Source organism: Streptococcus mitis (assembly GCF_008763935.1).
GTDB classification, from domain to species: domain Bacteria; phylum Bacillota; class Bacilli; order Lactobacillales; family Streptococcaceae; genus Streptococcus; species Streptococcus mitis_DB.
In genome coordinates, this window is sequence record NZ_VTQF01000007.1 from 60,040 (window position 1) to 85,251 (window position 25,212).

At 38.5% G+C, this 25,212-nt stretch carries 32 protein-coding genes; all 32 read right to left on the bottom strand.

Features of this window, described 5'->3' with window-relative positions; all coding sequences use genetic code 11:
- Positions 1-4: 4 nt before the first annotated feature.
- On the bottom strand, positions 5-841 hold the full coding sequence (locus F9B91_RS09515; protein ID WP_150923160.1) for a PRD domain-containing protein: 837 nt from the start codon (positions 839-841) through the stop codon (positions 5-7).
- A 234-nt stretch (positions 842-1,075) separates the two neighbouring features.
- A complete protein-coding gene (gene lacD / locus F9B91_RS09520) occupies positions 1,076-2,056 on the bottom strand; it encodes a tagatose-bisphosphate aldolase (RefSeq protein WP_001229114.1) in 981 nt (326 codons plus the stop codon).
- A gap of 1 nt (position 2,057) precedes the next feature.
- Positions 2,058-2,987, bottom strand: a complete 930-nt coding sequence (locus tag F9B91_RS09525) for a tagatose-6-phosphate kinase (RefSeq protein WP_150923161.1) — start codon at positions 2,985-2,987, stop codon at positions 2,058-2,060.
- A 10-nt stretch (positions 2,988-2,997) separates the two neighbouring features.
- The gene (lacB, locus tag F9B91_RS09530) at positions 2,998-3,513 is read right to left on the bottom strand and encodes a galactose-6-phosphate isomerase subunit LacB (protein WP_001216913.1); all 516 of its coding nucleotides are present in this window, start codon (positions 3,511-3,513) and stop codon (positions 2,998-3,000) included.
- A 30-nt stretch (positions 3,514-3,543) separates the two neighbouring features.
- Positions 3,544-3,969 carry a galactose-6-phosphate isomerase subunit LacA gene (gene lacA, locus F9B91_RS09535; protein WP_000029277.1) on the bottom strand — a complete coding sequence of 142 codons (426 nt, stop codon included), beginning with the start codon at positions 3,967-3,969 and terminating at the stop codon, positions 3,544-3,546.
- Between the two features lie 388 nt (positions 3,970-4,357).
- Positions 4,358-5,254, bottom strand: coding sequence for an aldose 1-epimerase family protein (locus F9B91_RS09540; protein WP_150923162.1), 897 nt, complete (start codon positions 5,252-5,254; stop codon positions 4,358-4,360).
- A 203-nt stretch (positions 5,255-5,457) separates the two neighbouring features.
- Complete coding sequence (locus tag F9B91_RS09550) at positions 5,458-6,933, bottom strand: PTS galactitol transporter subunit IIC (RefSeq protein ID WP_150923163.1); 1,476 nt, start codon at positions 6,931-6,933, stop codon at positions 5,458-5,460.
- 46 nt (positions 6,934-6,979) lie between these two features.
- Positions 6,980-7,285 carry a PTS sugar transporter subunit IIB gene (locus F9B91_RS09555; protein WP_000590547.1) on the bottom strand — a complete coding sequence of 102 codons (306 nt, stop codon included), beginning with the start codon at positions 7,283-7,285 and terminating at the stop codon, positions 6,980-6,982.
- Positions 7,286-7,323: 38 nt separating this feature from the next.
- Positions 7,324-7,800 carry a PTS sugar transporter subunit IIA gene (locus F9B91_RS09560; protein ID WP_191962439.1) on the bottom strand — a complete coding sequence of 159 codons (477 nt, stop codon included), beginning with the start codon at positions 7,798-7,800 and terminating at the stop codon, positions 7,324-7,326.
- Positions 7,801-8,014: 214 nt separating this feature from the next.
- Positions 8,015-8,626, bottom strand: a complete 612-nt coding sequence (locus tag F9B91_RS09565; protein WP_150923165.1) for a hypothetical protein — start codon at positions 8,624-8,626, stop codon at positions 8,015-8,017.
- A 183-nt stretch (positions 8,627-8,809) separates the two neighbouring features.
- On the bottom strand, positions 8,810-9,505 hold the full coding sequence (locus F9B91_RS09570) for a hypothetical protein (RefSeq protein WP_150923166.1): 696 nt from the start codon (positions 9,503-9,505) through the stop codon (positions 8,810-8,812).
- A gap of 246 nt (positions 9,506-9,751) precedes the next feature.
- A complete protein-coding gene (gene lepA, locus F9B91_RS09575; protein ID WP_001047207.1) occupies positions 9,752-11,575 on the bottom strand; it encodes a translation elongation factor 4 in 1,824 nt (607 codons plus the stop codon).
- Between the two features lie 78 nt (positions 11,576-11,653).
- On the bottom strand, positions 11,654-12,382 hold the full coding sequence (locus F9B91_RS09580) for a metallophosphoesterase family protein (protein ID WP_150923167.1): 729 nt from the start codon (positions 12,380-12,382) through the stop codon (positions 11,654-11,656).
- A 1-nt stretch (position 12,383) separates the two neighbouring features.
- Positions 12,384-14,051, bottom strand: coding sequence for a DNA repair protein RecN (gene recN / locus F9B91_RS09585; RefSeq protein WP_150923168.1), 1,668 nt, complete (start codon positions 14,049-14,051; stop codon positions 12,384-12,386).
- A gap of 6 nt (positions 14,052-14,057) precedes the next feature.
- Positions 14,058-14,489, bottom strand: coding sequence for an arginine repressor (locus F9B91_RS09590; RefSeq protein ID WP_020900686.1), 432 nt, complete (start codon positions 14,487-14,489; stop codon positions 14,058-14,060).
- Positions 14,482-15,297, bottom strand: coding sequence for a TlyA family RNA methyltransferase (locus F9B91_RS09595; protein ID WP_150923169.1), 816 nt, complete (start codon positions 15,295-15,297; stop codon positions 14,482-14,484). The genes F9B91_RS09590 and F9B91_RS09595 overlap by 8 nt, the downstream gene beginning before the upstream one ends.
- Positions 15,290-16,165 (bottom strand): polyprenyl synthetase family protein, encoded by an 876-nt coding sequence (locus F9B91_RS09600; protein ID WP_150923170.1) that lies wholly within the window; start codon positions 16,163-16,165, stop codon positions 15,290-15,292. The genes F9B91_RS09595 and F9B91_RS09600 overlap by 8 nt, the downstream gene beginning before the upstream one ends.
- A complete protein-coding gene (locus F9B91_RS09605; protein WP_000043226.1) occupies positions 16,162-16,374 on the bottom strand; it encodes an exodeoxyribonuclease VII small subunit in 213 nt (70 codons plus the stop codon). Before F9B91_RS09605 ends, F9B91_RS09600 begins: the two co-directional genes overlap by 4 nt.
- The gene (gene xseA, locus F9B91_RS09610; protein ID WP_150923171.1) at positions 16,352-17,692 is read right to left on the bottom strand and encodes an exodeoxyribonuclease VII large subunit; all 1,341 of its coding nucleotides are present in this window, start codon (positions 17,690-17,692) and stop codon (positions 16,352-16,354) included. Before xseA ends, F9B91_RS09605 begins: the two co-directional genes overlap by 23 nt.
- 126 nt (positions 17,693-17,818) lie before the next feature.
- Positions 17,819-18,457, bottom strand: coding sequence for a uridine kinase (gene udk / locus F9B91_RS09615; RefSeq protein ID WP_001181376.1), 639 nt, complete (start codon positions 18,455-18,457; stop codon positions 17,819-17,821).
- 110 nt (positions 18,458-18,567) lie between these two features.
- A complete protein-coding gene (truB, locus tag F9B91_RS09620; protein WP_150923172.1) occupies positions 18,568-19,446 on the bottom strand; it encodes a tRNA pseudouridine(55) synthase TruB in 879 nt (292 codons plus the stop codon).
- 85 nt (positions 19,447-19,531) lie between these two features.
- Positions 19,532-20,008, bottom strand: a complete 477-nt coding sequence (locus F9B91_RS09625) for a DUF5085 family protein (RefSeq protein WP_150923173.1) — start codon at positions 20,006-20,008, stop codon at positions 19,532-19,534.
- Position 20,009: 1 nt separating this feature from the next.
- Positions 20,010-20,438, bottom strand: a complete 429-nt coding sequence (locus tag F9B91_RS09630) for a hypothetical protein (protein ID WP_038804217.1) — start codon at positions 20,436-20,438, stop codon at positions 20,010-20,012.
- Positions 20,431-21,159 carry a hypothetical protein gene (locus F9B91_RS09635; RefSeq protein WP_084926396.1) on the bottom strand — a complete coding sequence of 243 codons (729 nt, stop codon included), beginning with the start codon at positions 21,157-21,159 and terminating at the stop codon, positions 20,431-20,433. Before F9B91_RS09635 ends, F9B91_RS09630 begins: the two co-directional genes overlap by 8 nt.
- A 30-nt stretch (positions 21,160-21,189) precedes the next feature.
- Positions 21,190-21,900, bottom strand: a complete 711-nt coding sequence (locus tag F9B91_RS09640) for a hypothetical protein (protein ID WP_150923174.1) — start codon at positions 21,898-21,900, stop codon at positions 21,190-21,192.
- 49 nt (positions 21,901-21,949) lie between these two features.
- Positions 21,950-22,564: a hypothetical protein gene (locus tag F9B91_RS09645; RefSeq protein ID WP_150923175.1), complete on the bottom strand. Its 615-nt coding sequence runs from the start codon at positions 22,562-22,564 to the stop codon at positions 21,950-21,952.
- Between the two features lie 30 nt (positions 22,565-22,594).
- On the bottom strand, positions 22,595-23,305 hold the full coding sequence (locus tag F9B91_RS09650) for an oligosaccharide translocation protein RFT1 (protein ID WP_150923176.1): 711 nt from the start codon (positions 23,303-23,305) through the stop codon (positions 22,595-22,597).
- Positions 23,302-23,649 carry a hypothetical protein gene (locus F9B91_RS11545; RefSeq protein ID WP_225306603.1) on the bottom strand — a complete coding sequence of 116 codons (348 nt, stop codon included), beginning with the start codon at positions 23,647-23,649 and terminating at the stop codon, positions 23,302-23,304. The genes F9B91_RS09650 and F9B91_RS11545 overlap by 4 nt, the downstream gene beginning before the upstream one ends.
- Positions 23,630-24,193: a T7SS effector LXG polymorphic toxin gene (locus tag F9B91_RS11550; RefSeq protein ID WP_225306605.1), complete on the bottom strand. Its 564-nt coding sequence runs from the start codon at positions 24,191-24,193 to the stop codon at positions 23,630-23,632. Before F9B91_RS11550 ends, F9B91_RS11545 begins: the two co-directional genes overlap by 20 nt.
- Positions 24,183-24,449, bottom strand: coding sequence for a DUF4176 domain-containing protein (locus F9B91_RS09660; RefSeq protein ID WP_225306607.1), 267 nt, complete (start codon positions 24,447-24,449; stop codon positions 24,183-24,185). Before F9B91_RS09660 ends, F9B91_RS11550 begins: the two co-directional genes overlap by 11 nt.
- Positions 24,450-24,493: 44 nt before the next feature.
- Positions 24,494-24,796 carry a DUF4176 domain-containing protein gene (locus F9B91_RS09665; RefSeq protein WP_070478089.1) on the bottom strand — a complete coding sequence of 101 codons (303 nt, stop codon included), beginning with the start codon at positions 24,794-24,796 and terminating at the stop codon, positions 24,494-24,496.
- A 2-nt stretch (positions 24,797-24,798) separates the two neighbouring features.
- Positions 24,799-25,212 (bottom strand): hypothetical protein (locus tag F9B91_RS11555; RefSeq protein ID WP_125852610.1); only part of this gene is annotated, 414 nt, incomplete at its 5' end.

Below are 25,212 nucleotides of genomic sequence, written 5' to 3' on the forward strand. Positions count from 1 at the left end.
ATTTTTATGACAATAAACGTTGGATATGTAGAACTAGATAAACACGTTCACTTTTATACAAATCAAGACCCGTATGTTGCGTAATCACATCATAGATCTTGGAACCAATCTCGAACGCTTTTGGATAGGATTGTTTGATATGGTCTTCCATATCCAGAAGTGATTGGTTATCATCTCTAGACCTGTCTAAATAATCCAAGAAATAATTCAAATGAATCATAAAGCGATCATAGAAATGGTTATTCTCTTTAGTTCGTTGAATTGCATATTCCTTTAGCACTTCTTCAACATTCCTGAGAATTTCTTTCCTCTTATCAATCGACTCCACAAGTTCCACTTCATTTTCACCTTCGGCATTAATGAAATGATAAGCAATCCGAATAATTTCGTCCTCAGGAAAATGATCCGCTAGCTTCTGACGGTAAATTTCAAATGCTTCATTTGCGATTTGAAAAGCGACAGGATACTTAGTGGAAATATCTGGCAGATTACTATCCTTGTACCTTCCTTGTGCTAGAGCTTGGTAAGAACAGTAAATATGATCTGTCAAGGTTACGTAGAGATACTCTTGAATCGGATAATGATATTTCTTTGATAGCTTATCAATGATTTCATAAGTCACTGTGATAAAATCAAGCGGAACATCTTTGAGGAGAGCCATAAAGTTTTCTCTTGACTCTTCGGTCTTCATCCGAAAGATTTTCTCAACCTGATGTTCAGCAATCAAATCCCCTTTCTTCTTTCCAAATGTAATCCCCTTACCAATCACAATCACTTCTTCTCCTTTATCATTTCTGACAAGCGAGACATTGTGATTCATTGGATTTAGAATTCGATACATGTCAACCTCCTTTTATATCTTAAAGGTATATTAGTACAAAAAATGACCACAAATGAACTAGAAAATCAGCCGATTTCTAATTCACCTGTGATCATGCCTAATATTACTTAGTAACACTCACCTTGTATTAACTTGTGATTTAAGTATAGCACAAGTAAGTTGTTTTGTAAACCTTTACATAAAACTTTTTTTAAAATTTTTTTAGATTCATGTTCCTAACCTAGGAGGACTTGCTTACACGCGTTCTTTCCATGAAGTTGCTGTAGTTTGAAGAACTTTGTTCAATTCGTCAATATTTTCAAAACCTGTTGTGCGAAGCCATTCGCGAGCTGCTGCTTCACCATCTTTGATGTAAGCTTCAACTGATCCAGCCCATGTAGCACGGCCACAAAGAACTCCGTTAAAGTTTGCACCTGATTCATGAGCAAATACAAGAGTATCTTGGAAAAGTTTAGCTGATACACCTGCACTCAAGTAGATGTAAGGCAAGTTAGTTGCTTCATCTTGAGCTTTGAAGAAGGCTGCTGCTTCTTCACGTGTATAAACTACTTCACCTTCAGCGAAACCTTCAACATATTTAATGTTAACAGGAACTTCTACTTTCAAGACATCAATGTTAAAGCGTGGGTCTGAGAAGACTTTCATAGCACCGATAACTTTGTGTGGTTTTACTTTCGCGTATTCTACTGAACCTGCGTCAGCAATTTTTTCATCGTAAGCAAGGATTTCAAGGAAGAATGGGATATCTTCAGCCACACACTCAGAACCGATACGTTCGATGTAAGCTTGTTTTTCTTGGTTGAGTTCGTCTGAGCTATCTACATCATAGTAAAGCAAGAATTTAACTGCATCTGCACCTTCTTCTTTAATACGTTTTGCAGACCAGACATCCAAGCAGTCTGGCAAGCGTTTTGTGCTTGTTGTGTCATAACCTGTTTTTTCATAAGCAAGGAGAAGTCCAGCTTTTTCATCAAGAGCTTTAGTTGCTGGAAGTCCATACTCAGGGTCAAGAAGCATAGATGAAGCGTATTTAGTCAATTCATCTGCTACCAAGACTTTGAGTTCTTCCATTTGAGCCACAGTTGGTTCTTCTGTTTGGTGTTGAGCCATGAGGCGTTTCAAAGCACCACGTTGGTCAAATGCAAGAGCTGAGATGATACCATTTTCATCAGAAAGTTTTTCTAAGCGTGCACGTTTTTGTTCTGTTAAAGCCATTTTATACCTCTTTTACTATTAATTGATCATATAGAGCTTGATAGTTGGCCATGTTGACATGACCAGTCATTTTTTCTTGAGCATTGAGCATACCAAGGACATTTGCCTTGATGAGTAATTCTGCATCCGATTCTTTGTGAAGAAGTCCTGAAGAAATTCCTGCCACAGTAGAGTCTCCAGATCCAACAGGATTTACTACCTGAATTCTAGGAATATCTACCTTGTAGAAAGTGTCACCATGTTTGGCAAAGGCACCGTTGGCACCAAGTGAAACGATAATCCATTCAATACCTGCAAACAAAGGTTCTTGAAGTACTTCTTTTAATTCATCCAAATCCTCAGAAACTTCTCTTCCTAGAAGCTGGGACAATTCCTCATTATTTGGTTTGATGACTGTTGGTTTATGTGGTGATTCAAGAACCGCCTGAAGTGCTACACCAGAGCAGTCCAAAACAACAGGCTTGCCAGCTTGATTAGCAAGTTCTACCAAGCTCGCATAGTAATCAACTGGAAGGCCAGCTGGCAGACTACCTGAGATAGCTACTACTTCAACTGACTCCAAGAGTTTTTTGAAATGTTCCAAAAAGTCTTGACCTTCCTGTTCCAATACTTCAGGACCTTTTTCAAGAACTTCTGTTTGGTTGTCTCCGTGAAGAATAGCGATACAGTTACGAGTTTCTCCCTGAATTGAGAAGAAATCTTTCTTTACTTGATCATCGATATTTTCAACCAAAAACTCACCATGTTTACCACCAACTAAACCAGTAGCAAGAACAGAATCTCCAAATTCTGAAAGTACTCGGGTAACATTGAGGCCCTTACCACCAGCCGTTTTGGTTACATCCACCACACGATTGACAGTATCAATCTTTAACTCATCCAAAGGATAGGAAATATCAATGGATGGGTTCATTGTGACTGTTAAAATCATAGGTCACCTCTTAGTCGTGGTATTCTCCGCGATCCCATTTTTCAAGGAATTCAGTGAAGAAGTTTGCGTCTGTTTGTTGAGCATTGTGACTTTCAACGTGTTCAATTTTCGCAATCAATTTCTTGTTTTCTTCAGATGGTTTGTATTCAGCATGGATGAAAGCTTCGATGATATCACACATGAGCAATTCACCAGTAATCTTACCACCAAATCCGATAACGTTAGCGTTCAATTGCTCTTTAGCATAAAGAGCTGTTGTCATATCACGAACCAAGGCAGAACGAACACCCGGAACTTTATTTACAGCATTGTTGATACCAACACCAGTACCACAGATACATACTCCAAGATCAGCTTGACCGCTAGTTACAGCTTCCCCTACTTTTTTACCAAAGATTGGGTAGTGAGTACGTGTATGGTCATAGGTACCAAAGTCAATGACTTCATATCCTTTTGATTTCAAAAATTCTGAAACCGCCATTTTTTCATCTGTTACGATGTGGTCACATCCAATTGCAATTCTCATTTTTAACTTACCTTTCTTACTATAATCTAATTAGCACATTTTGTTCAACATGTCGACACGAATTTGGTGACGTCCACCATCGTATTTACCATTAACAAATCCTTTAGCGATGTTTTTAGCCAATTCATCACCGACAAGTTGTGCACCCATAGTGATCATACGTGAGTTGTTGTGACCACGAGTCATATAAGCTGAACGTTCGTCAGATACTTCTGCAGCAACCATTCCTTTGATTTTTGTTGCGACCATAAATGGACCAGCACCGTAAGCATCAATCACGATACCAAGGTTTTGTTCTTCTTTGTTTACTTCTGCAGCAACAGCGAGAGTCACATCAACAAAGTCTTGACCTTCAGCTGTAACATCCACAACGTGGAAGTTTTCTTTTTCCAAGAAGTCTTTCACAACTTCTTTCAATCTCAAACCTGCAGCATCTGCACCGATAACAATAGACATATTGTATACTCCTTTTATTTTTCTAGGCTAATAAAACCTTTTATAGTTAGCAGTTTATACTCTTCGAAAATCAAATTCAAACCGCGTCAACGTCGCCTTGCCGTACTCAAGTACAGCCTGCGGCTAGTTTCCTAGTTTGCTCTTTAATTTTCATTGAGTATTACCTACAAAAAGCTTTCTAGCAGTTTATTGACAAATTGGGTTGAATGAGATGACTTACACCTTATTCAAGTTTAGGAAATCAATTTCCTAGCATAATCTCTCCTCCAAAGAGAATATAACAAGTGATTGTTTGTTTGTTACAAACATCATTTGTTGTTTACAAACATAATATACTCCTATTTTCCGAAAAAGTCAACAGTTAATGTTTGGTTTTGTGGTTTTTTATCTAAAAGATTTCGATATCAAAACCAATTTGATCTACTTGACCAGGTTCTAAGAGACGAACATTCTTCTTATCTTCTAGATGATCTCCTTCTTCAAGGGATGTTGACAAGCCAGACCATGGTTCAAAAGCAATGAAAGGGCCTTTATTCAAAGTTGACCAGATAATGAGATTTGAGAACTCTGCAAAGTGCACTTTCAATCCCTTATCATGTTTACGAGAACGAAGGGCAATTGTTCTAGATTGTAATTCATCTAGAGTAACTGCATCTGTGCTAAACAAATCATAGCTGAGGTCTAATTCTTTTTGATCCTCTAGCCATGGACTTCTATCTTGAAAATCAAGCATCCCCGTTTCTGGGAAAGGACGTGGAACAGAGCAAGTCTCTTCTTTCTCAAACTCTAAATAGTAATCTTCATAAACTTCATCATCCAGTAGAGGACAATTAAATCCTGGATGGCCACCAATAAAGTAAGGCAGGACCTTGCTAGTTTCTTTATTAAATATTTTGTATTGAGTCCGTACTGTCTTGCCAGTAAGAATATAAGTGATTTCTAGGCGGAAATGATAAGGGTAGTTCTGATAGCTATTCTCATCGTCTTCAATTGCAAAAGTTACACTCTTATCTGTCTGTTCAACTAATTCAAATTCTTTCTTACGAACCAATCCATGACGAGGAATGTTTCCTTTGCTTTCCTGTCCCTTCTCATCTATATAGACGGCTGTATCCTCTCTCAAAGAACCACAAATGGGGAAGAGAACAGGAGCTTGTCCACTCCAATAAGTGGCATCCCCTTGCCACAAATACTCAAGTCCCTCAGTATCTTTTATAGAAGAAATAGCTCCACCAAAACTGTTAAATTCAACTCTTAATTGTTCTGATTTTAATTCAATTACCATTATTTTCTCCGATTTCTTGATAGTTTATAAAAAACTAGGCTGTCACTCCTAATGGTATGACAACCTAGTTTCAACAATTTACACTCTGCGAAAATCCAATTCAAACTTCGTCAGCATCACCTTGCCGTACTTTAGTACAGCCTGCGGCTAGCTTCCTAGTTTGCTCTTTGATTTTCATTGAGCTTACATTTTATAGGAGCGCATTATTTTGCTTTTGCTGCGTACTCTTCATTACGTTTGATCATTTGTTTTCTGTACCAAGCAAAGATACCGATATAGAATACAAGGAAGACTACAGCACCAAGGATTGCTTTGATATCACCAGTTGTAGTGTTACCAATTGTCCAACCAAGAAGTTTTTCGATTGGTCCTTCAAGAGTTGAGTGAGTGATCAATTGAGTTTCGCTCACACCTGCTGGGAAGGCACCTACACCTTTAGCAAGTTCTGTTGCAAATGGTGCGATAAGTGTACCTGAAAGAAGGAAGAGTGGCAACAAGAGTGTTCCGAAAATAATCATACGGAGCAATTTACCACGTGTTACAACCAAGAGAGCTGGAGTAACACCCATTGCGATGATACCTGCAAGTGGCAAGATACCATTTCCAACTTTTGAAAGAAGCACAGCTTCAATCAACATGATTGGTGCAAGTACGTTAGCACAAGCCCAGATTTCAGCACGACCAGCGATGAATGGCCAGTCAAGACCGATGTTGAATTTACGTCCTTGAAGACGTTTAGTAGCAACGTTTGTAATACCTTGTGATAGTGGTTCTACGGCTGCGATGAACCATGAACCGATAAGTGAGAAGAGTTCCAAAGATACACCGGCAGTCAAACCAAGAGACAACCATCCTCTGATAACAAGACGCCATTTATCTGCATCGGCAACACCTGCAATTGGATGTGGAGTTCCCATAATACCGATAACGATACCAAGAATGAAACCGATGAAGAATTTAGATCCCCAGAAACCGATTTTTTTGTTCAATTTAGCAGCGTCAAAGTCATATTTATCAAGTCCTGGGAAGAATTTTTCAAAAATCTTATCCAAAACCATGATAACTGGGTTCATCATGTAGTTCATGTGAGTTGATGTCATTGGTGATGAACTTGGTGCGTTAAGAAGGTCATCAAATGTAGGTTTCATCAAGTCAGAGTTGATAATTTTCAACACACCAACAAGTACGATGGCTGCTGTAGCAATCAAGAGTGAAACCCCTTGGCTCACACCGTTGTTGTCTGCATACCATTTAATCAAAAGACCTGTGATAGACAAGTGCCAGATATCGAAGATATCGACGTCAAGTGTATCTGTTTTCTTCATAGCAAGCATTACTACGTTGACAATCAACATGATAAGCAAGAAGTAAAGTGTCCAAGCAGATCCCCAAGTGATTGTAGCAAGTGGTGCCCAACCAACGTCAGTGATACTCAATTGGATACCAGTGTTTTCAACGAATTTTGCAAGTGATGCTGAGAAAGCACCATTTAGCATACCAATGATAGCTCCGATACCAGTAAGAGCGATGGCAAGTTTGATACCACCTTCAAGCGCTTTGGAGAATTTCACTCCAAAAAGTAAAGCCAATACTGTCAAAATGATTAACATGATGACAGGTCCACCCATATCTAAGATGGGCTTGAAAACCTTGCCGATTAGGTCAAAGATTGCATCCATAACAGTTCCTCCCTTTTTATGTTATGTGAATGTTAACAAAATAAAATTAGCTTAATCCGTGTTCTTTGATAGCTGCTTCAATATTGTCAAATACTGGAGCACTCATAGCTGGGATACGGAATAAGATTGGTCCAGCTTCGATAACTGGAATACCTGGGTCAAAACCAAGATCTGTTGCAGCAATTGGTGTGAAGATGTCATAACCTTTGATAAGATCTTCGTTAACGTCTTTTACCATGACTGCATCACAGTGAACATCAAAACCACGGTTTGAAAGTTCTTCTTCAAGAGCACTTTTAATTTGGTGGCTTGAGTTAACACCTGCACCGCAGGCAGCAAGAATTTTAATCATATGGATTTCCTCCGATTTTATATTTTTAATAGACAAGATTATGCAGTTGCTTCAGCGATATAAGCATAGAGGGCTTCAGGATCAGAAATTTTTGATAGGTCTTCAAGATGACCATTTCCAGTAAAGAAGTCCATCAACTGAGCAAGAATGTTCGTTTGACTTGAACTTGAGTTATTAATGATAAAGAAGAGCAAGGATACCTCTACTTCCTTATCTGGTGCAATCATATTGTGGAAAGTCACAGGTTTATCTAATCGAACTACCACAACTTTTTCGGCTAGATTATGAACAATATCTGTGTGAGGAATAGCTACATTTGGCAAATCCTTACCCAAAAATTCCATATCTAGGCCAGTTGGAAATGACTTTTCACGCGTAATCAAGGCTTCACGATAAGTTGGAGTTACGATTTCTCGTTCTTCCAATAAAGTTGCAACCTGATCAAAGAGATGTTCTTGATTATCCGCTTCTAAGCAAAACACAAGGTTTTTGTCAAAGAAATGATCTAATCCCATAAGGTTTTCCCTTCTTTCCATTAACTTTATGCTATAAGTATAACACTATATGAAATCGTTGTCAATATTTTTCTGTTGTTTTTTGTCTCTTTTTTTATATTTTTGTTGTTTTTGTATCTTGTTGTATAAAAACAAACATACAAACAAACACTTCAAACGATTTAATCCTATTCTAAATGCAAAAAAACAGGCCTATTTAAGCCTGTTTTAATAATTATTTTTGAATAGTCCAACTCTCTTCAATCATAGGAAGTAGATTTTTTAATGTTTCTGGAGTCCCTTCTAAAGCAACATATCTGAACTTACCATCACTAGATTTAAAAATCCATGTAATGATGTATTTTCCAGACTTAGAAATTGCGTTAACTACATAGGCTTCATAACCTCCAATAGTTGACTTAGAACCCCAAACTTTAGTGAATTCTGGATTACTTTCTTTTGAAGTAAAAATACTATCAGAAATACGAACTGTTTCAAGTTTTTGAAATTCATTATCAGAAATACCAAATTGTTCTGCTTTAAAAGTATTCAAGGTGACAATATTGACATCCGTACCGTCTGAATATTGAATATCATTGCCTCCCTGTACTTCATTGAACTTAATCCAAGACTTTGGCACTTTAACGAACCCATACTCATCAGAACCAATCACTTGACTTTCTTCTGAATTCTGTGTGCTACTAAGAGTGTTTGAACTAGTTGAATCTTGACTAGTTGAATAGCTAGTTGTTTTACTTGAATTTCCTTGAGTTTGAGCTTGATTTGAACATACCACTAACGTGACACTTATAAGCAAAATAGATGCTAAAAGTAAAATTTTTTTCATAATAACTTCCGTATGTTACACTACCATAAACGAAGTTAATTTACAATTTTTAATAAAAACAAATAAAATATAAGAATTTTTCCAATTTTAGATCAAACATTGGATTTGATAATATAGAATATACTCTTGATTATGAAAACTGACTAAGTCGTATAGAGTATCTATCTATCCAATTATTGAATTCTATAATAACCTTGAATCACTTTCCGAATATTCTTTTTCAACAAATATTTTAATATTCATTGTATTTGCTTGACTCAATCGTATATTCTTACTAAAAGTTAATAAATATAAATATATCGTCGTAAAAAACATAACAATTAAATTACCATATACATAAATATAAATAAGTAAAGAACTGGTAATAACCACATTTATAATTTGGAGAAGCCAATTTTTTAATTTAAAATTACTAAACTTTTCAACTACATGGTAATGACGAGAATTTTCTAATATAAAAATTTTATTAATCATCAGTTTTTGCTTATAAGAATAGCCCAAGCGAAATAATACTGATAATATAACAGGTGATGCAGAAAAGATAAAATACGTAAATCTATGAGATAAAACAAGATTAAATTTATTAAAGCCAATAAATTCTATTAAAAGAATGAAAAAAATCACTATCATTATCGGTAGCATGAAAAATCTACCTAATTTTATATTTTTTGTTATATCATCTCGCTTATCCTCAGATTGCTTTTTTATCTTATAAAATAAATCAAAATCAATCTTATAAATTTTATAAAAATAACCAAAACAAGTCGTAGATTCACAATCCAGTATCCCGTAACCATTATTTATTTCAATTAATAAATATCGAGTAAAACCATATAACTTTTCAGTTTTAATTTGTTTTTCTTCTAATACTTTCATCATAAGTTAAAGGAATCGCCCCTTCTTTACTAACAATTATAGATCCAAGCGGTAAAATAGAATCATTATTCTAATTCATTTTCTGCCCCAGTTCTTTATCAATTTTATTTAAAATTTTCCTAGTCATAATAACTTTTAGTATTCCATATAACCTCCGTATTTTACTCTACCATAAATGGAGTTAAGTTACAATTTTTAACTAAAAATATAAAACTCTTGAATGTATTTCAAGAGTTTTATATAGAATCATTATTCTTCATCCATGCTCAAGACGCTAAGGAAGGCTTCTTGTGGAACTTCTACTGATCCGATAGCTTTCATGCGCTTCTTACCTGCTTTTTGTTTTTCAAGGAGTTTGCGTTTACGAGAAACGTCACCACCGTAACACTTAGCAAGTACGTTCTTACGAAGGGCCTTGATATCTGTACGAGCCACAATCTTGTGTCCAATAGCTGCTTGAATTGGTACCTCGAATTGTTGACGAGGGATAATTTTCTTGAGCTTATCAACGATGAGTTTCCCACGTTCGTAAGCAAAGTCCTTGTGAACGATAAAGCTGAGGGCATCCACCTTGTCTCCATTGAGAAGAATATCCATTTTCACCAGCTTAGATGGGCGATACTCTGACAATTCGTAGTCAAAGCTTGCATAACCACGTGTTGAAGACTTGAGTTTATCAAAGAAGTCGAAGACGATTTCAGCAAGTGGAATTTGATAGATAACATTGACACGGTTATCATCGATATAATCCATAGTCACAAAGTCCCCACGCTTGCGCTGAGCTAGCTCCATCACTGCTCCGACGAACTCCTGTGGTACCATGATCTGCGCTTTAACATATGGCTCCTCAATGGTCGCAATCTTAGTTGGGTCTGGGAACTCAGATGGGTTAGACACATCCATAGACTCGCCGTCGGTCAAGTTGACCTTATAGATAACAGATGGAGCTGTCATGATGAGGTCAATGTTGAACTCACGTTCCAAACGCTCTTGGATAACATCCATATGGAGAAGTCCAAGGAAACCACAACGGAAACCAAATCCAAGTGCCTGAGATGTTTCTGGTTCAAATTGGAGACTAGCATCATTCAGTTGCAATTTTTCAAGGGCTTCACGTAGGTCATTGTACTTGTTTGACTCGATAGGATATAGACCCGCAAAGACCATAGGATTCATCTGCTTGTAACCATGTAATGGCTCTGCCGCAGGATTGGTTGCCAAGGTAACGGTATCACCCACACGCGTATCCTGAACCGTCTTAATAGAAGCTGCAATATAACCAACGTCACCAGTCGCAAGGAAATCACGACCAACTGCTTTTGGTGTGAAAATACCCACTTCCGTAACATCAAAGGTCTTGCCATTGCTCATAAGCTGAATCTTATCGCCAGGTTTGACCACCCCATCCATGACACGCACTTGAAGAATAACCCCACGGTAAGCATCGTAAACCGAGTCGAAAATCAAGGCCTTAAGTGGTGCCGTCACATCACCCGTTGGTGCCGGTACTTTTTCTACGATTTGCTCGAGGATTTCTTCGATACCAATACCAGCTTTGGCAGAAGCCAAAACTGCTTCACTGGCGTCCAAGCCAATCACATCTTCAATCTCTGTACGCACGCGCTCTGGATCTGCAGCTGGTAGGTCAATTTTATTAATGACTGGCATGATTTCCAAATCATTGTCCAAGGCTAGATAAACGTTGGCAAGGGTTTGAGCCTCAATACCTTGAGCGGCATCGACCACCAAAATAGCACCCTCACAAGCAGCTAGCGAACGTGAAACTTCATAAGTGAAGTCAACGTGCCCCGGCGTGTCAATCAAGTGAAAAATATAAGTTTCCCCATCTTTAGCAGTATAATTCAGCTCGATGGCATTCAACTTAATGGTAATCCCACGTTCTCGCTCTAAATCCATGCTATCCAAAAGCTGGGCCTGCATTTCACGGCTTGAAACGGTCTCTGTCTTTTCCAAAATGCGGTCTGCTAGAGTCGACTTTCCGTGGTCAATATGGGCGATAATAGAGAAGTTCCGGATCTTCTCCTGTCGTTTTTTCAATTCTTCTAAGTTCATGATTCTCTTCCTTTCAGGGTATCTATTTATTATAAATTGTTTTTGACTTTTTGACAAGACCATACCCTGCTAGGAGTACTAATCTTCAGCAACAAAGCCGTCATTTTCGATAAAGTGGTGTTCTGTCATTCCTTGGTCTGTAAAGACAATCCCGTGAAGGACACCACCATAGACAGCTCCTCCATCCATTCCAACCTTGCCATCTTCTGTAGTCCAAAGCTCAGCTGTACCACGCTCTTGCTTCAGCAAACCATAGACCGGTGTATGGCCAAAGACAATGATTTTTCCAGTATGATTTTCTGCTTCGTGGAATGGTTTTCTAAGCCAGACTTTTTTATAATCTGTGGTTTCATGCCAGTCATCCAAGGTCAAATCAATACCTGCGTGAACAAAGATATACTTGTCTGTCTCTACCACAAATGGCATTTGACGAATAAATTCGACCAAGTCTGCCGCTTCAGTGGTAACCCGCTTGGCATCTTCTACTCCATCAACTGGTGCATCCAAGGGACGACCTAGGATAGAGTTAATGGTTGTATCTCCACCATTGCGACGATAGTGGTCATAGCTTTCTTCTGGGTCATCGAGCCAAGTCAAAAACATATACTCGTGGTTTCCTGATAGACAGATTGCCCCTTGATTGTCGACCAAGTCCTTAACCATTTCTAGAACACGGCGACTATCTTCACCACGGTCAATCAAGTCCCCTAGAAAGAGCAACTGAGTCTGACCATCCCATGTTTTGAGAAGGTCTTCTAGCATCCCAGCTTTTCCATGAACATCTCCAATTACATAATAGTCTGTCATCTTATTTCTCCCTGTTTCTCAACAATTCTCTGGCTTGCGTCAGGGCTGCTTCGGTCACATCATCACCTGCCAACATCTTGGCAACTTCCTCGACTCGCTCTTCAACCGTCAAGAGACGAACAGTCGAAACTGTTGAATGGTCATTGCTAATCTTCTCAATAAAGAATTGATAATCCGCAATCGCAATCACTTGTGGCAAATGGGAAATAGCCAGAACCTGCCCATGTTGGCCAATCTTGTGAATCTTCTGTGCAATGGCCTGAGCTACACGGCCTGAAACTCCCGTATCCACCTCATCAAAGACAATACTTGTCTTGCCCTCTTTACGAGAAAAGGCAGACTTAATGGCTAGCATGAGACGAGATAATTCCCCACCAGATGCAACCTTGACCAAGGGTTTAAAGTCTTCACCAGGGTTGGTTGAAATATAAAACTCAACCATTTCATTTCCCTCACGACTGAATTTGCCCTTGCTAAAACGAACTTGAAACTGGGCTTTTTCCATATAAAGATCTTGAAGCTCTTGTTTAATCTCTGCTTCTAGCTGCTGAGCTAAGTCATGACGAGCAGATGCAAGCTGACCTGCCAAATCGACAAGATTGACTTCCAATTTCTTGAGCTCTGCTTCCATGTCTTCAGATGAAAGATTATTGCCTGTCAAGAGATTGTACTCTTCCGTAATCTTAGCAAAGTAAAGCAAAACATCATCAACAGTCCCACCGTACTTACGCGTAATGGTATGAAGGAGATCCAAACGATTCTCGACCTGCATGAGACGATTACCATCAAAATCAAGGTCCTCAATAATAGCTTCCAGACGTTTGCTAATGTCTTCTAAGACATAGTAGTTCTCAGATAGTGAGCTTGAAATTTCACGATATTCCGGGTCATACTCTTCGACACTCTCCATATCATTCATGGCTGAACGAACATTGGCTAGACTTGAAAAGTCTTCATTGTCCAACATACTATAGGCATTGGTCAGCGTATCCGCAATATTTTTATGGTTGAGCAGTTTCTCTCTCTCTTGATTGAGAACCAGATCTTCTCCAGCTTGCAAGTTTGCTGCCTCAATCTCTGCCATTTGAAATTCCAACATTTCGATACGTGTCTTATGTTCTTGTTGGTTTTTCTTGACTTCCAAAACCTGCTTACGCATTTTACGGTAGGCATCAAAACTCGTCTGATAGGTTTCTTTTAGGTCCCAAAAAGCTACATCACCGAATTCATCCAACATTTGAATATGAAGTTGAGGACGCATTAACTCCTCTTGGTCATGCTGACCATGAATATCTACCAGATGTTGCCCAATAGCACGCAAAACAGACAGATTAACCATCTGGCCATTCACACGACTAATACTACGACCATTTTGCAAGATTTCTCGACGGATGATAATTTCATCACCCATTTCCAAACCTTGCTCATCAAAAATTTCCTGTAAAAGGCGACTATTCTCAACTGAGAAAAGCCCCTCAATCTCTGTCTTTGGCGCACCATGACGAATAACATCTGTCGTCGCACGAGCCCCCAACATCATATTCATGGCATCAATGATAATCGACTTCCCTGCACCCGTTTCACCAGTCAAGACAGTCATCCCCTTTTCAAAATTGAGGGAAATAGCCTCAATAATGGCAAAGTTTTTTATCGAAATTTCAAGTAACATATAGACCTACCAATTTTTTACTTGTTCAAAGATTTCCTCAGCTAGACTTTCACTTCTGGCAATGACTAAAATCGAGCTATCATCAGCTAAACAGCTAAAAATCTTGTCAGCAAAAGTCTCAATTAACTGAGCTTTTACAAAAGCTGTATTTCCTGGGATAACTTGGAGATTAATCATCTTGTCCATCAATTCAGCTGACTCAATATTGTCTTCAGCCAGTTGCAAACTTTTTACGATTGATTTTGGCAATTCGTAGACATAGGTGTTGTCTCTCAAAGGAATTTTGACAATGCCTAGCTCTTTGATATCCCGTGATACTGTTGCCTGAGTGGCAGTGATCCCTGCCTCTTTCAAATGTTCTACAATTTCTTCTTGTGTACCGATTTGATAATCTGTCACAAATCGTCTAATTTTTTCAAGTCTCTCTTTTTTATTCATTTTTAAATTGACTATGCGCCCTCTCTACTACTTCTTCAATTTCAGCAAGAACCTGATTGCTTGCTGACTCTTCTTTTTTCAAATACACTAAAAACTCAATATTTCCATGCCCACCTTGGATGGGAGAAAAGTCCAAACCAAGGACTGAAAAGCCTTCCTCTACTGCCATGGTTGTGACAGATTCAAGAACATTCTGATGGACCTTGGCATCGCGAATGATTCCATTTTTCCCAATCTGCTCACGACCTGCCTCAAACTGAGGTTTGACAAGTGCTACCACCTGACCTTGATCAGCTAGCACTCGGTGCAAGGCTGGAAGAATCAGACTGAGGGAAATGAAACTCACATCAATACTGGCAAAGCTCGGTTCCTGCTCGAAATCAGTCTTTTCAGCATAGCGGAAATTGAACTGCTCCATGCTGACAACCCGTGGGTCTTGGCGTAATTTCCAAGCCAACTGATTGGTACCAACATCGACTGCAAAGACCAACTCGGCACCATTTTGCAACATGACATCGGTAAATCCTCCAGTAGAGGCCCCGATATCAATCGTTGTTGCCCCTTCCACTGATAATTCAAAGACCTGCAAGGCCTTTTCCAGTTTCAAGCCACCACGACTAACATACTTGAGTTTTTCACCCTTGAGTTTTAGCTCGGTGTCATCTGGAATTTTCTCTCCTGGCTTGTCAAACCGTTCTCCATTAAGGACTGCTACGACTAGGCCAGCCATGACACCGCGCTTGGCCTGCTCTCTCGTTTCAAACAAGCCCTGTTTATAAGCTAGTACATCCACTCTTTCCTTAGCCATTGATTCTCAAACTTTCTACTACTTTCACAATCGATTCTATTTCAAAGGGAACCTGCTGGGTAATTTCTTCTAATTTGGCATTAGCTTGATCCAAAGTCTGGTTACAAAAGGCAATAGTCTCTTCCAAGCCCAACAAAGCAGGATAGGTTGATTTTTCTGCCTGTAGATCCTTTTGTGGTGTCTTACCGATTTCCTCAAAACTGGCAGTCACATCCAGTACATCATCTCGAACTTGAAAAGCAAGTCCAATCAATTCCCCAATAGTTTTCAGCTTTTCCTGCATTTCAGGTGCCAATTCGGCTATAATAGCAGCCGCTTGGAAGGGATAGGCTAGTAGTTTTCCAGTCTTATTAGCATGAATGGTCTGAAGTTCTTCCAAAGACAAATGCTGGTGTTCACCTTCCATGTCTAAAACCTGGCCTGCTACCATGCCCAGACTTCCTGAAGCAAGGGATAAGTTGGCAATCAAGTCTACCTTTATCTGACTTGGCAAATATGCCTGCGCTATCAAGGCATAAGGATCTAGGAATAAAGCATCTCCAGCCAAAATGGCCATAGCTTCACCGAATTTCTTATGGTTGGTCAAACGCCCTCGACGATAATCGTCATCATCCATAGCTGGAAGATCATCATGAATCAAGCTCCCGGTATGAATCATTTCCAAGGCAGCAGCCACCTGCGCGTGAGCAGGTTTAATAGCGACCTGCAAGGCTTCCAGAACTTCTAACAAGAGAAAAGGTCGAATACGCTTGCCACCAGCATGAATGGAATAGAGAACAGACTCTCGCAAACTAGAGGCAAACTGCTGGTCTCCATAAAAATCTTCCAAGGCTGACTCGACAAGAGCTAATTTTTCTTGCTTTTTCATTCAAAATCACTTTCTGTTCCGTCTTCTTGCATGACCTTGACCAAGGTCTTTTCAGCCTTGTCCAACGTCGCTTGGAGCTCTTTTGACAAGACCATGCCCTTTTGAAAGGCAGCAATCGCATCTTCCAGAGCAATTTCACCATTTTCCAAACTTTGGACAATGGTCTCCAGTTCTGCTAGATTTTCCTCAAATTTCTTTTGTTTTGACATCTTTAACCTCTAATTCTACTCGACCATCTCGCATCAAAAGCGTCACTTGGTCTTTTTTCTTCAAATTTTCAACCGAATCAACTACGGACTCTTCTTTTTTGACAATAGCATAACCACGCGCCACAATTCGACTGGTATCCAACATGAGCAAAGCTTCTGAAAGACGCTTCACTTCAGCAACCTTGGCATCATAAACCAAAGCCATTTGACTACGGAGGAGCTTGTCCAACTGACCAAGACGATCTTGATAACGTTGTATTTTAGTAACAGGTGATAATTGTACCAGTCGATGCGTCCTTGCTTGGACGACTTGTTTGTTATCAGAAATCCGTGTTCGCAAACTTTGTTTTAATCGCAGTTGCAGTTGATCCAAGCGTTGCAAATAGCTATCATACAAACGCTCTGGCTGTCTAAAGATAACAGACTGACTGCACTTTTTCAAAGATTCTTGTTTCTTCGATAGGACATTTCGGACTGCCGTAGCCATCCGTTTTTCCTGATTTTGCAAATGAGCTAATACATCCAACTTGGTCACAGGTGTTGCTAGTTCAGCAGCAGCTGTTGGTGTCGCAGCCCGTCTATCTGCCACAAAATCTGCCAAGGTCACATCCGTCTCATGCCCCACACTAGAGATAACTGGCAAACGAGATTCAAAAATAGCTCGTACCACAATTTCTTCGTTAAAGGCCCAGAGATCCTCTATGGAGCCACCACCACGACCAATAATCAGCAAATCCAAATCGTCTAGTTGATTAGCACGCGCAATATTTCTAGCAATTTCCTCCGCAGAACCCTCACCTTGAACCTTGGTCGGATAAAGTAAGATATCGACACCTGGAAAGCGTCTGCTGACGGTCGTGATAATGTCTCGAATCACGGCTCCACTGCGACTGGTTACTACACCAATTCTCTTAGAAAATTGGGGCAGAGGTTGCTTGAAGCGTTCTTGAAACAGGCCTTCTTCTGTCAATTTTTTCTTGAGTTGTTCAAACTGAATCGCAAGCGCTCCAACCCCATCAGGCTCTGCTTTTTCAATGATGATGGAGTAGCTACCACTTGGTTCATAGACCTGTACACGCCCAATCACATTGATTTTCATCCCTTCTTCCAAATCGAAGCCTAATTTCTGATAAATCCCAGACCAAATAGTCGCTTGAATAACTGCATGGTCATCTTTTAGGGAGAAATATTGGTGAGAAGGTCGTTTACGAAAGTTGGAAACTTGACCAGTTAAATAGACCCGTTCCAAGTAAGGGTCTTTATCGAATTTCATTTTCAGATACTTGGTCAAAGTTGTTACCGATAAATACTTTTCCATCTCCACCTACTATTCATTTTCTTGCTCTTTCATGGGTATTATTATACCAAAAATATGCCTAAAAATCTCCATTTATGTACCATTATGAGGGAAAAATAAAAAAGGAGGCAAGGCCTCCACATCTGATTATTTGCTGTTTCGAGCTTCTTCCAAAATCTTTGCAATCTTGGTCGTCAATAGGTCAATAGCAACTGTATTGCTGACTCCCTCAGGAATGACGATATCAGCATAACGCTTAGTCGGCTCGATAAACTGATGGTACATGGGTTTAACCACACCTAAATACTGGTCAATAACGCTATCAAGACTACGGCCACGTTCTTCCATATCGCGCTTGATACGACGAATAATGCGCACATCATCATCCGTATCCACAAAAATCTTGATATCCATCAAATCGCGCAGGCGCTTGTCCTCCAAGACTAAAATCCCCTCAACGATAAAGACATCCTGAGGCTCCTGACGATAGGTCTTGCTACTTCGTGTATGCTCTGTATAGTCATAAGTCGGGATGTCCACCGGACGCCCTGCCAACAATTCCTTAATCTGCTCAATCATCAAGTCTGTATCAAAGGCAAAAGGATGGTCGTAGTTGGTTTTGACACGCTCTTCAAAGGTCAAATGAGACTGATCCTTGTAGTATGAATCATGCTCAATCATGGAAATCTTTTCATCAGGAAAATGCGATAAAATTGCCCTTGAAACACTGGTTTTTCCTCCACCAGAACCACCTGTCACTCCGATAATGATTGGTCTATTTTGCATGCTATCCTCCGTTTTTTTATCCGTCGTCTATTCTATCACATTTTTTGCAAAATTTATAGTCTGATTTGAATAGTCTAGGGGAAGAATTCCATCCCCAAACTCCAGTTAGATTAGATAAAAACCTTCCTTGGCTTGTAGAGATTGTCCCGTTTTTCTAGAATGGCTAGCAATTTATCTCCTTCAAAAGCAGCCAATTCCTTATCCGACTGTTCTAACGCAATAAAACGACCAAAGCGTACCTCGGTAGCCTCTTCTTGAGTTAGGAAAACTTTGACAAGGTCGCCTGTCCCAATCTCTAGAGGATGGAAAAAGTCTAATTGACCAGCCTCCACTTTTTCAGCAATTTCGTCCAAGGTCAGTGAATCTTCCAATTCCAAACCTGCTGCACTGGTCCGTGTCAGATGTGACATATGGGCAGCATATCCAAGTTTCTCTCCCAAGTCAACTGATAAGGTACGGATATAAGTTCCCTTACTGCATTTCACACGAAAAGTAAAACGTGCAAGTTCGACATCATAAGAAATCGGACTTGTTCGCTCAAACTGATAAATGGTCACCTGACGTTCTGGCCGTTCCACTTCCTGACCAGCACGCGCATACTCATAAAGCTTGCGACCATTGACCTTGACTGCCGAATACATAGGCGGAATCTGAATAATAGGTCCTGTCAGACTGGCAATTGCTTCATCAACAAGCTTTTCATCCAAGTGCGACAAAACAGGCGTCTCTGCAACCACTTCCCCACTGGCATCCTCTGTCGTCGTTGAATAGCCAAGAGTGATTTCCCCCTCATAGACCTTGCCCTCATCCTGCATGAACTCGACCATGCGGGTTGCCTTGCCAACTGCAATAGGCAAAACACCCACCACATCCGGATCCAAGGTCCCACCATGACCAATTTTCTTGGTTCCCAAAATCTTACGCAGTTTAAAAACCGCATCATGCGAGGTCATGCCCGCTTCTTTTTTTAAGTTGATAATACCGTTCATTTGTTACTTTCTAATTCCCCTTCATTTATTAATGTTTAACTCTTTTCCTATCAACATCAATAGTAAAAATATTTACAGTTCAGAATTAATCCCTTTTTTCTCTAATCCCTACCATGATATCTGTATACAAAACATCATTTATCTTGCTTGAAATATAAAATACGGGTGTAGATTCTTCTAAGTCATTATCAAGCAATAATTTGGTTAGCAAGTATATAGCCTTATCAAAGTCAACAGCTTCCTCTCCAGTAACTCTTACTCCTGCCATTCGAGGAACCAAAAAATAACTGTTATAGGCTGTCCCCTCCATTATCTCTTCTTTTCCTAGATAAGCCTCATGAACGGGAAGATAGACTGTGATGTTGTATGTTCCATCTTCCAATTCTCCGATATGGGGGCATGAGTAAAAGGGATTGCTTTTAGGTGTATATCCTGCCGCTACAGCTGTTTGAATCATATCTTGAAAGGCTACTGCAATCTCATCACCGACAATATTATAGTTCACACTCAAGACATTACTCATCATTAAGGATTGATTCATACCATATGTAATTTCTGCCATTTTACTTCTCCACTGGGATAATCAAATCCACAAACAAATCATCATAAACAGGTATCAAGACTAGGTATAACTTATCTTGCAACTCCCAACCATGATCACGAATATAAGCTTTCATCTCCTCAATTGTTTCATCCAAGCTACCATCAAATAGAACCCGCTTGCTAATTCCTTCTATATCTAGAGATGCCTGATAATCCAGTTGACTTGTTGGCTCTGCTTCAGATATAACTGGAATATAGACTCCCACATCTTGCTTTTCTTCGTTAAATTGAGTTGGAGTCATCTCAAAAATGGTAGGGCCATCTTTATAAATACCATCAGTATAGGGAAGGAGTTCTGTATGAACAAATAACTCCAATAGTTCGTCCGCTTGAATCTGGACCTGGTCTGTCATCAAATGGCTCATATGTAGTTGTATTTCTTTAATCATCTTTAGTTACCTTTCTACTAAATCTATCTCTGTCAAATTCTCTGTTGGAAATCATATCTGGGTTTACTTTTATATGCTTGATTGAAGTCTCTTCCTCAATATCATTACGATGTTGGTAGGCATAGATAATATAAAACCATGTTCGGTACAAATAAGGCCCAAAAATCATGAAGAATAAAGACATTCCCCATCCCCAAAAATATTCATATCCAATTATCGCTAAAAAAACACAAATAAAAGATAAAATCATAGGAGGACCAAATACAAGATTATAGAAATTTTTGGAGGCCTTTTCTGATAAAATTTCTTCAGAGTCTAAGTCAACCATCAAACTCATAACAATATTCATAATAATGGAAAAGATTAGAGGAAGGAAAATTTTTAAACCAAGAAAACTATGGTCGCCACTCATAGTGCTAAAGCCAATAATGGCATAAAAATGACCAGTTAGATACATGAGATAGGTTCCAAAACTGGTTAATATCCCTCGCTTAAGATCCAAAAGAAAAACTAGATTTAATACCCAAACAATAATTCCTGTAATAATCAAGCCTTGATACAAAGAGGGATTGTTGAGCACCTCTAATCCTCCTGCAAAAAACGCCAAAAATGCTATAGGATATATAATAAAAATCCCATTTAATACCCCCCACAGAGGAACTGGTCCGTGGACACTCCTTCTTTGAAGTTCAAACGTTTTTTTAATTCGTTCCAGTATCATTTAAACCATCCTCTCATACCTTTTAAAACTTTACTTTTTAAACCTATCTCTGTCAAACTCTCTGTTTGAAATCATATCTGGGTTTACTTTTATATGCTTGATTGAAGCTGTTTCTTCAACATAATGACGGTGTTGGTAGGCATAGATAATATAAAGCCATGTTCGGTACAAATAAGGCCCAAAAATCATGAATAATAAAGACATCCCCCATCCCATAAAATAATCATATCCAATCATCCCTAAAAAAATAAAGCAAAGCGATAAAATTACAGGAGGTCCAAATAAAAAATTATAGACATTTTTGATGGCCTTTTCTGATAAAATTTCTTCAGAATCTAAGTTGACCAGACAAGTCCCAACAATAACAACTATAATAGCAAAAATAAGGGGGAGGAAAATTTTCAAACTAATAAAACTATGATCCCCACTTAAACTGCTAAAAGCAATGATGGCATAAACATGGCCCGTCAGATACATGAGATAGGTTCCAAAGCTAGTTAAAATCCCTCGCTTAAGATCCAAAAGAAAAACCAGATTTAAAATCCAAACAACAATCCCTGTAATAATCAAGCCTTGATGTAAGGCAGGATTTTTTAAAATCCTTAATCCTGCAAGCCAAAATCCTGTAAATACCAAGGGATACAAAATAAAAATCCCATTTAATACTCCCCAAAGAGGAACTGGTCCATGGACACTCCTTCTTTGAAACTCAAAAAATTTTTTGACTCTTTCAATAATCATTTAAACCATCCTCTCATGCCTTTGATCAGGCTATTGGCACCTCAAAACTTTATACATCTGACCTATGTCTTAATGGATAAAGTATATACCCCCACGAAAGAAATAGAAAAGGTGAAAATAGCAATTGTAATCCAAATAATAACCAAGAAGCAGCAGGGTTTCCTATTAAAATAAGTAAGATAACTGAAATTACAATAATAGCTCCTGGGATACCAAAAATTACACTAATAACTTTTTCTTTCAGCACTTGCTGACCATCAACACCACCTAATAATAGCATAAGAAGAAAAATTATTATTGGATATAAAAGTATTACAAATAACTGAAATAAAAGGAATTGTTCTCCTCCACCTAGTCCTATTACAGCAAAGGGAGCAGTTATATATGTAACAACACCCATAATATAGGTAATTAGTCCCGTTGCAAAATTACTTTGTAACTTTGACATTAAAATAATTATAAAAGAAAGTAACTCTAAAACTACTGCTATGATATTTATAGAACTGAAAAAATATTGATTTATAAGACTATTTGCTGTCATAAAGAACATGAACATTATCAAAGGAAATATAACAAATACTTGGGTTAGTGTCCCCCACATCGGAACTGGTCCCTTAGCATTATTTAATATATCTACAAATGTTCTATGAAATCGTTTCTTCATTTAAACCATCCTCTCATGCCTTTGAAAACTTTACTTTTTAAATCTATCTCTGTCAAATTCTCTGTTTGAAATCATATCTGGGTTTACTTTTATATGCTTGATTGAAGTTTCTTCCTCAACATCATGACGGTGTTGGTAGGCATAGATAATTATAAACCATGTAGCATAAAACAAATGTCCAAAGGTCATCGAAAGCAAGGATAAACCCCACCCCCAAAAATATTCATATCCAAACATCGCTAAAAATATACAGACACACGATATAATAAGCGGAGGAGCGAATACAAAGTTAAGCATAACTTTGCTGGCTTTCTGCGAGATAACTTCTTCAGAGTCCAAATCGACCAAGCAGCTCATGACGACTATTACAATAATGGATTGGATAAGAGGGAGGGATAGCTTTAATCCAATAAAATTATGGTCCCCACTCATAGCACTAAAACCAATAATGATATAAATATGACCAGTCAGATACATGAGATAGGTTCCAAAACTGGTTAAAATCCCTCGCTTAAGATCTAGTAAAAATACTAGATTTAAAACCCAAATAACAATCCCTGTAATAAGCAATGTTTGATACAAAGAGGGATTGTTGAGCACCTCTAATCCTCCTGCCATAAACATAAAAAAGGCTATAGGATACAAAATAAAAATCCCATTTAATACCCCCCAAAGAGGAACCGGTCCCTTTATTCTACTTCTTTGAAATTCAAATGTTTTTTTAATTCGTTCCAGTATCATTTAAACCATCCTCTCATGCCTTTGATCAGGCTATTGGCACCTTTTTTCAGGTTATCAGTGACATTAAACTTTTTATCAAGCCAGTTCAAACCAGCTACAGCACCTGCGGATGCTGCAATCGCTACTACTCCAGTTGCCCAAGCAGGGGCTGTTGCAACACCTAATAGACCTAACCCAACACCTGCTAGCGTTGCTCCAACGCTAGCTCCAGCAATCCCTGCAACAGTTGTTCCCGCTGCCTTAGCCGCATCTATCACAAAACCTGTCGCCTTACTAGCCTCAACTTCATTTCCTCTCAATCCTTGACGTTTGGCCTCTTTTTCATTATAGGGTAGCAATTTCACTATTTTGCATATCTATAAGGTCAAAAGTATCTGTCTTTAAAAGAACACTATTAAAAGCTTCCATGTTCTCTATGGTATCATCTAAACTCTTGACTGCTTCACTATAGCTCGCCTTCACACTATCCAAACTAGGATTCGTTAACGTCAGAATATCACCAATCCCTGCATAGATAATTAGTGCCTCACTTGAAATTTTATTCAAATCATTAACAGGATCTTTTATACGTTGCTTGAGGCTCTCTAGATATTCTGTATGAATAATCGCACTAGTATTAGTCTCTGACACAGTATCTTGGAATAATTTCAAAATCCCTTCATAGCGACTGAAAATACTATCCAAGGTATTGATATAGTTATCGACCAGTGGTATCTGATAGTTGGTCACTTTCTGGTTAATGGCATCCTTCACTGCCCCTTTGAGGCTATCAGTTGAAACGACCTCTGATAGACGACTTCTCGAAACAGAAAGCTGTGATTTAATACTCTCAACAGAGATACTCAACAACTCTTTTTGTAACAGAACTTCCGATACATCAATCTTCATTCACTTCCTCCTTAACATAAACACTGGATACCATACCTGCATTTAGGTATTCCTTACGCAGAGCTTCTTGGCAGTAGTGTTCATCCACGGTATCCGAATATCCTTCTGATACAACTCTTTTAATAAAAAGATTACTTATAAGCAAAGGAGAGATGTCAAATCGTAGCCCAAACGGATAGCCATGACCAACATAATCCACGTAATGTCCGTTTGCCAAATCAACTCGACGACCTGAAATGACTACAAAAAAGTCCATCTGTTCGCTTGTACTCCTTGTTCCTATCTCTAAATCTACTTTTTCTATATGTTATTTAACTTTAAGTGAGGGTATTTAATATTTTTTTGTTCCTTCTCAAAAAGCTGTTGAGCGCTTTTTTCTTGGTCATCAATATACCCCTCAAACCAAACTTTACTTATATCTTCTTTGTTAAAAAAATAACATTGATTATCCGTATTTCCATTTGGATATAAACATGCCGAATAATCGAAATAACCAATTGTCCCTTGATTATTATAGAGTGGAAAACGAGATAAAATCATTAACTTCACTTCTCCGTTATGAAGTTGAATCACACTTCCGATTGGCAATATTTTATCATTCATTATTAACTCTCCTTATTACTTAATTCTTTGTATAACTGTCTCAATATCATGCTGCGTTTAATCAATTTGGTATTTAAAATAGTGTATACGATAAAATATGATGATAAAGTTAATACAAGACTAATATAATTACCCGAACTTATAAAAATTGCAGCAGTCACTATTCCTATAATCAAAAAACAGAGCATCGTTATATATAATATTAAAACATTCCTTTTTTCTTGCTTTAAAAAGTTTTGATAGTTTCTTAAATCAATTTGAAATTCTTCTAACTCAATGACACGATTTAAAACATAATAAAGTAATAAGCTACTACCAATACTAATGATAATATAAGCAAGGACCAAAGACAGCAACCGAAAATCTGTTGGTACTTCCCCATTTTTACTTATACTTCTTAAAACAATATATAAAAC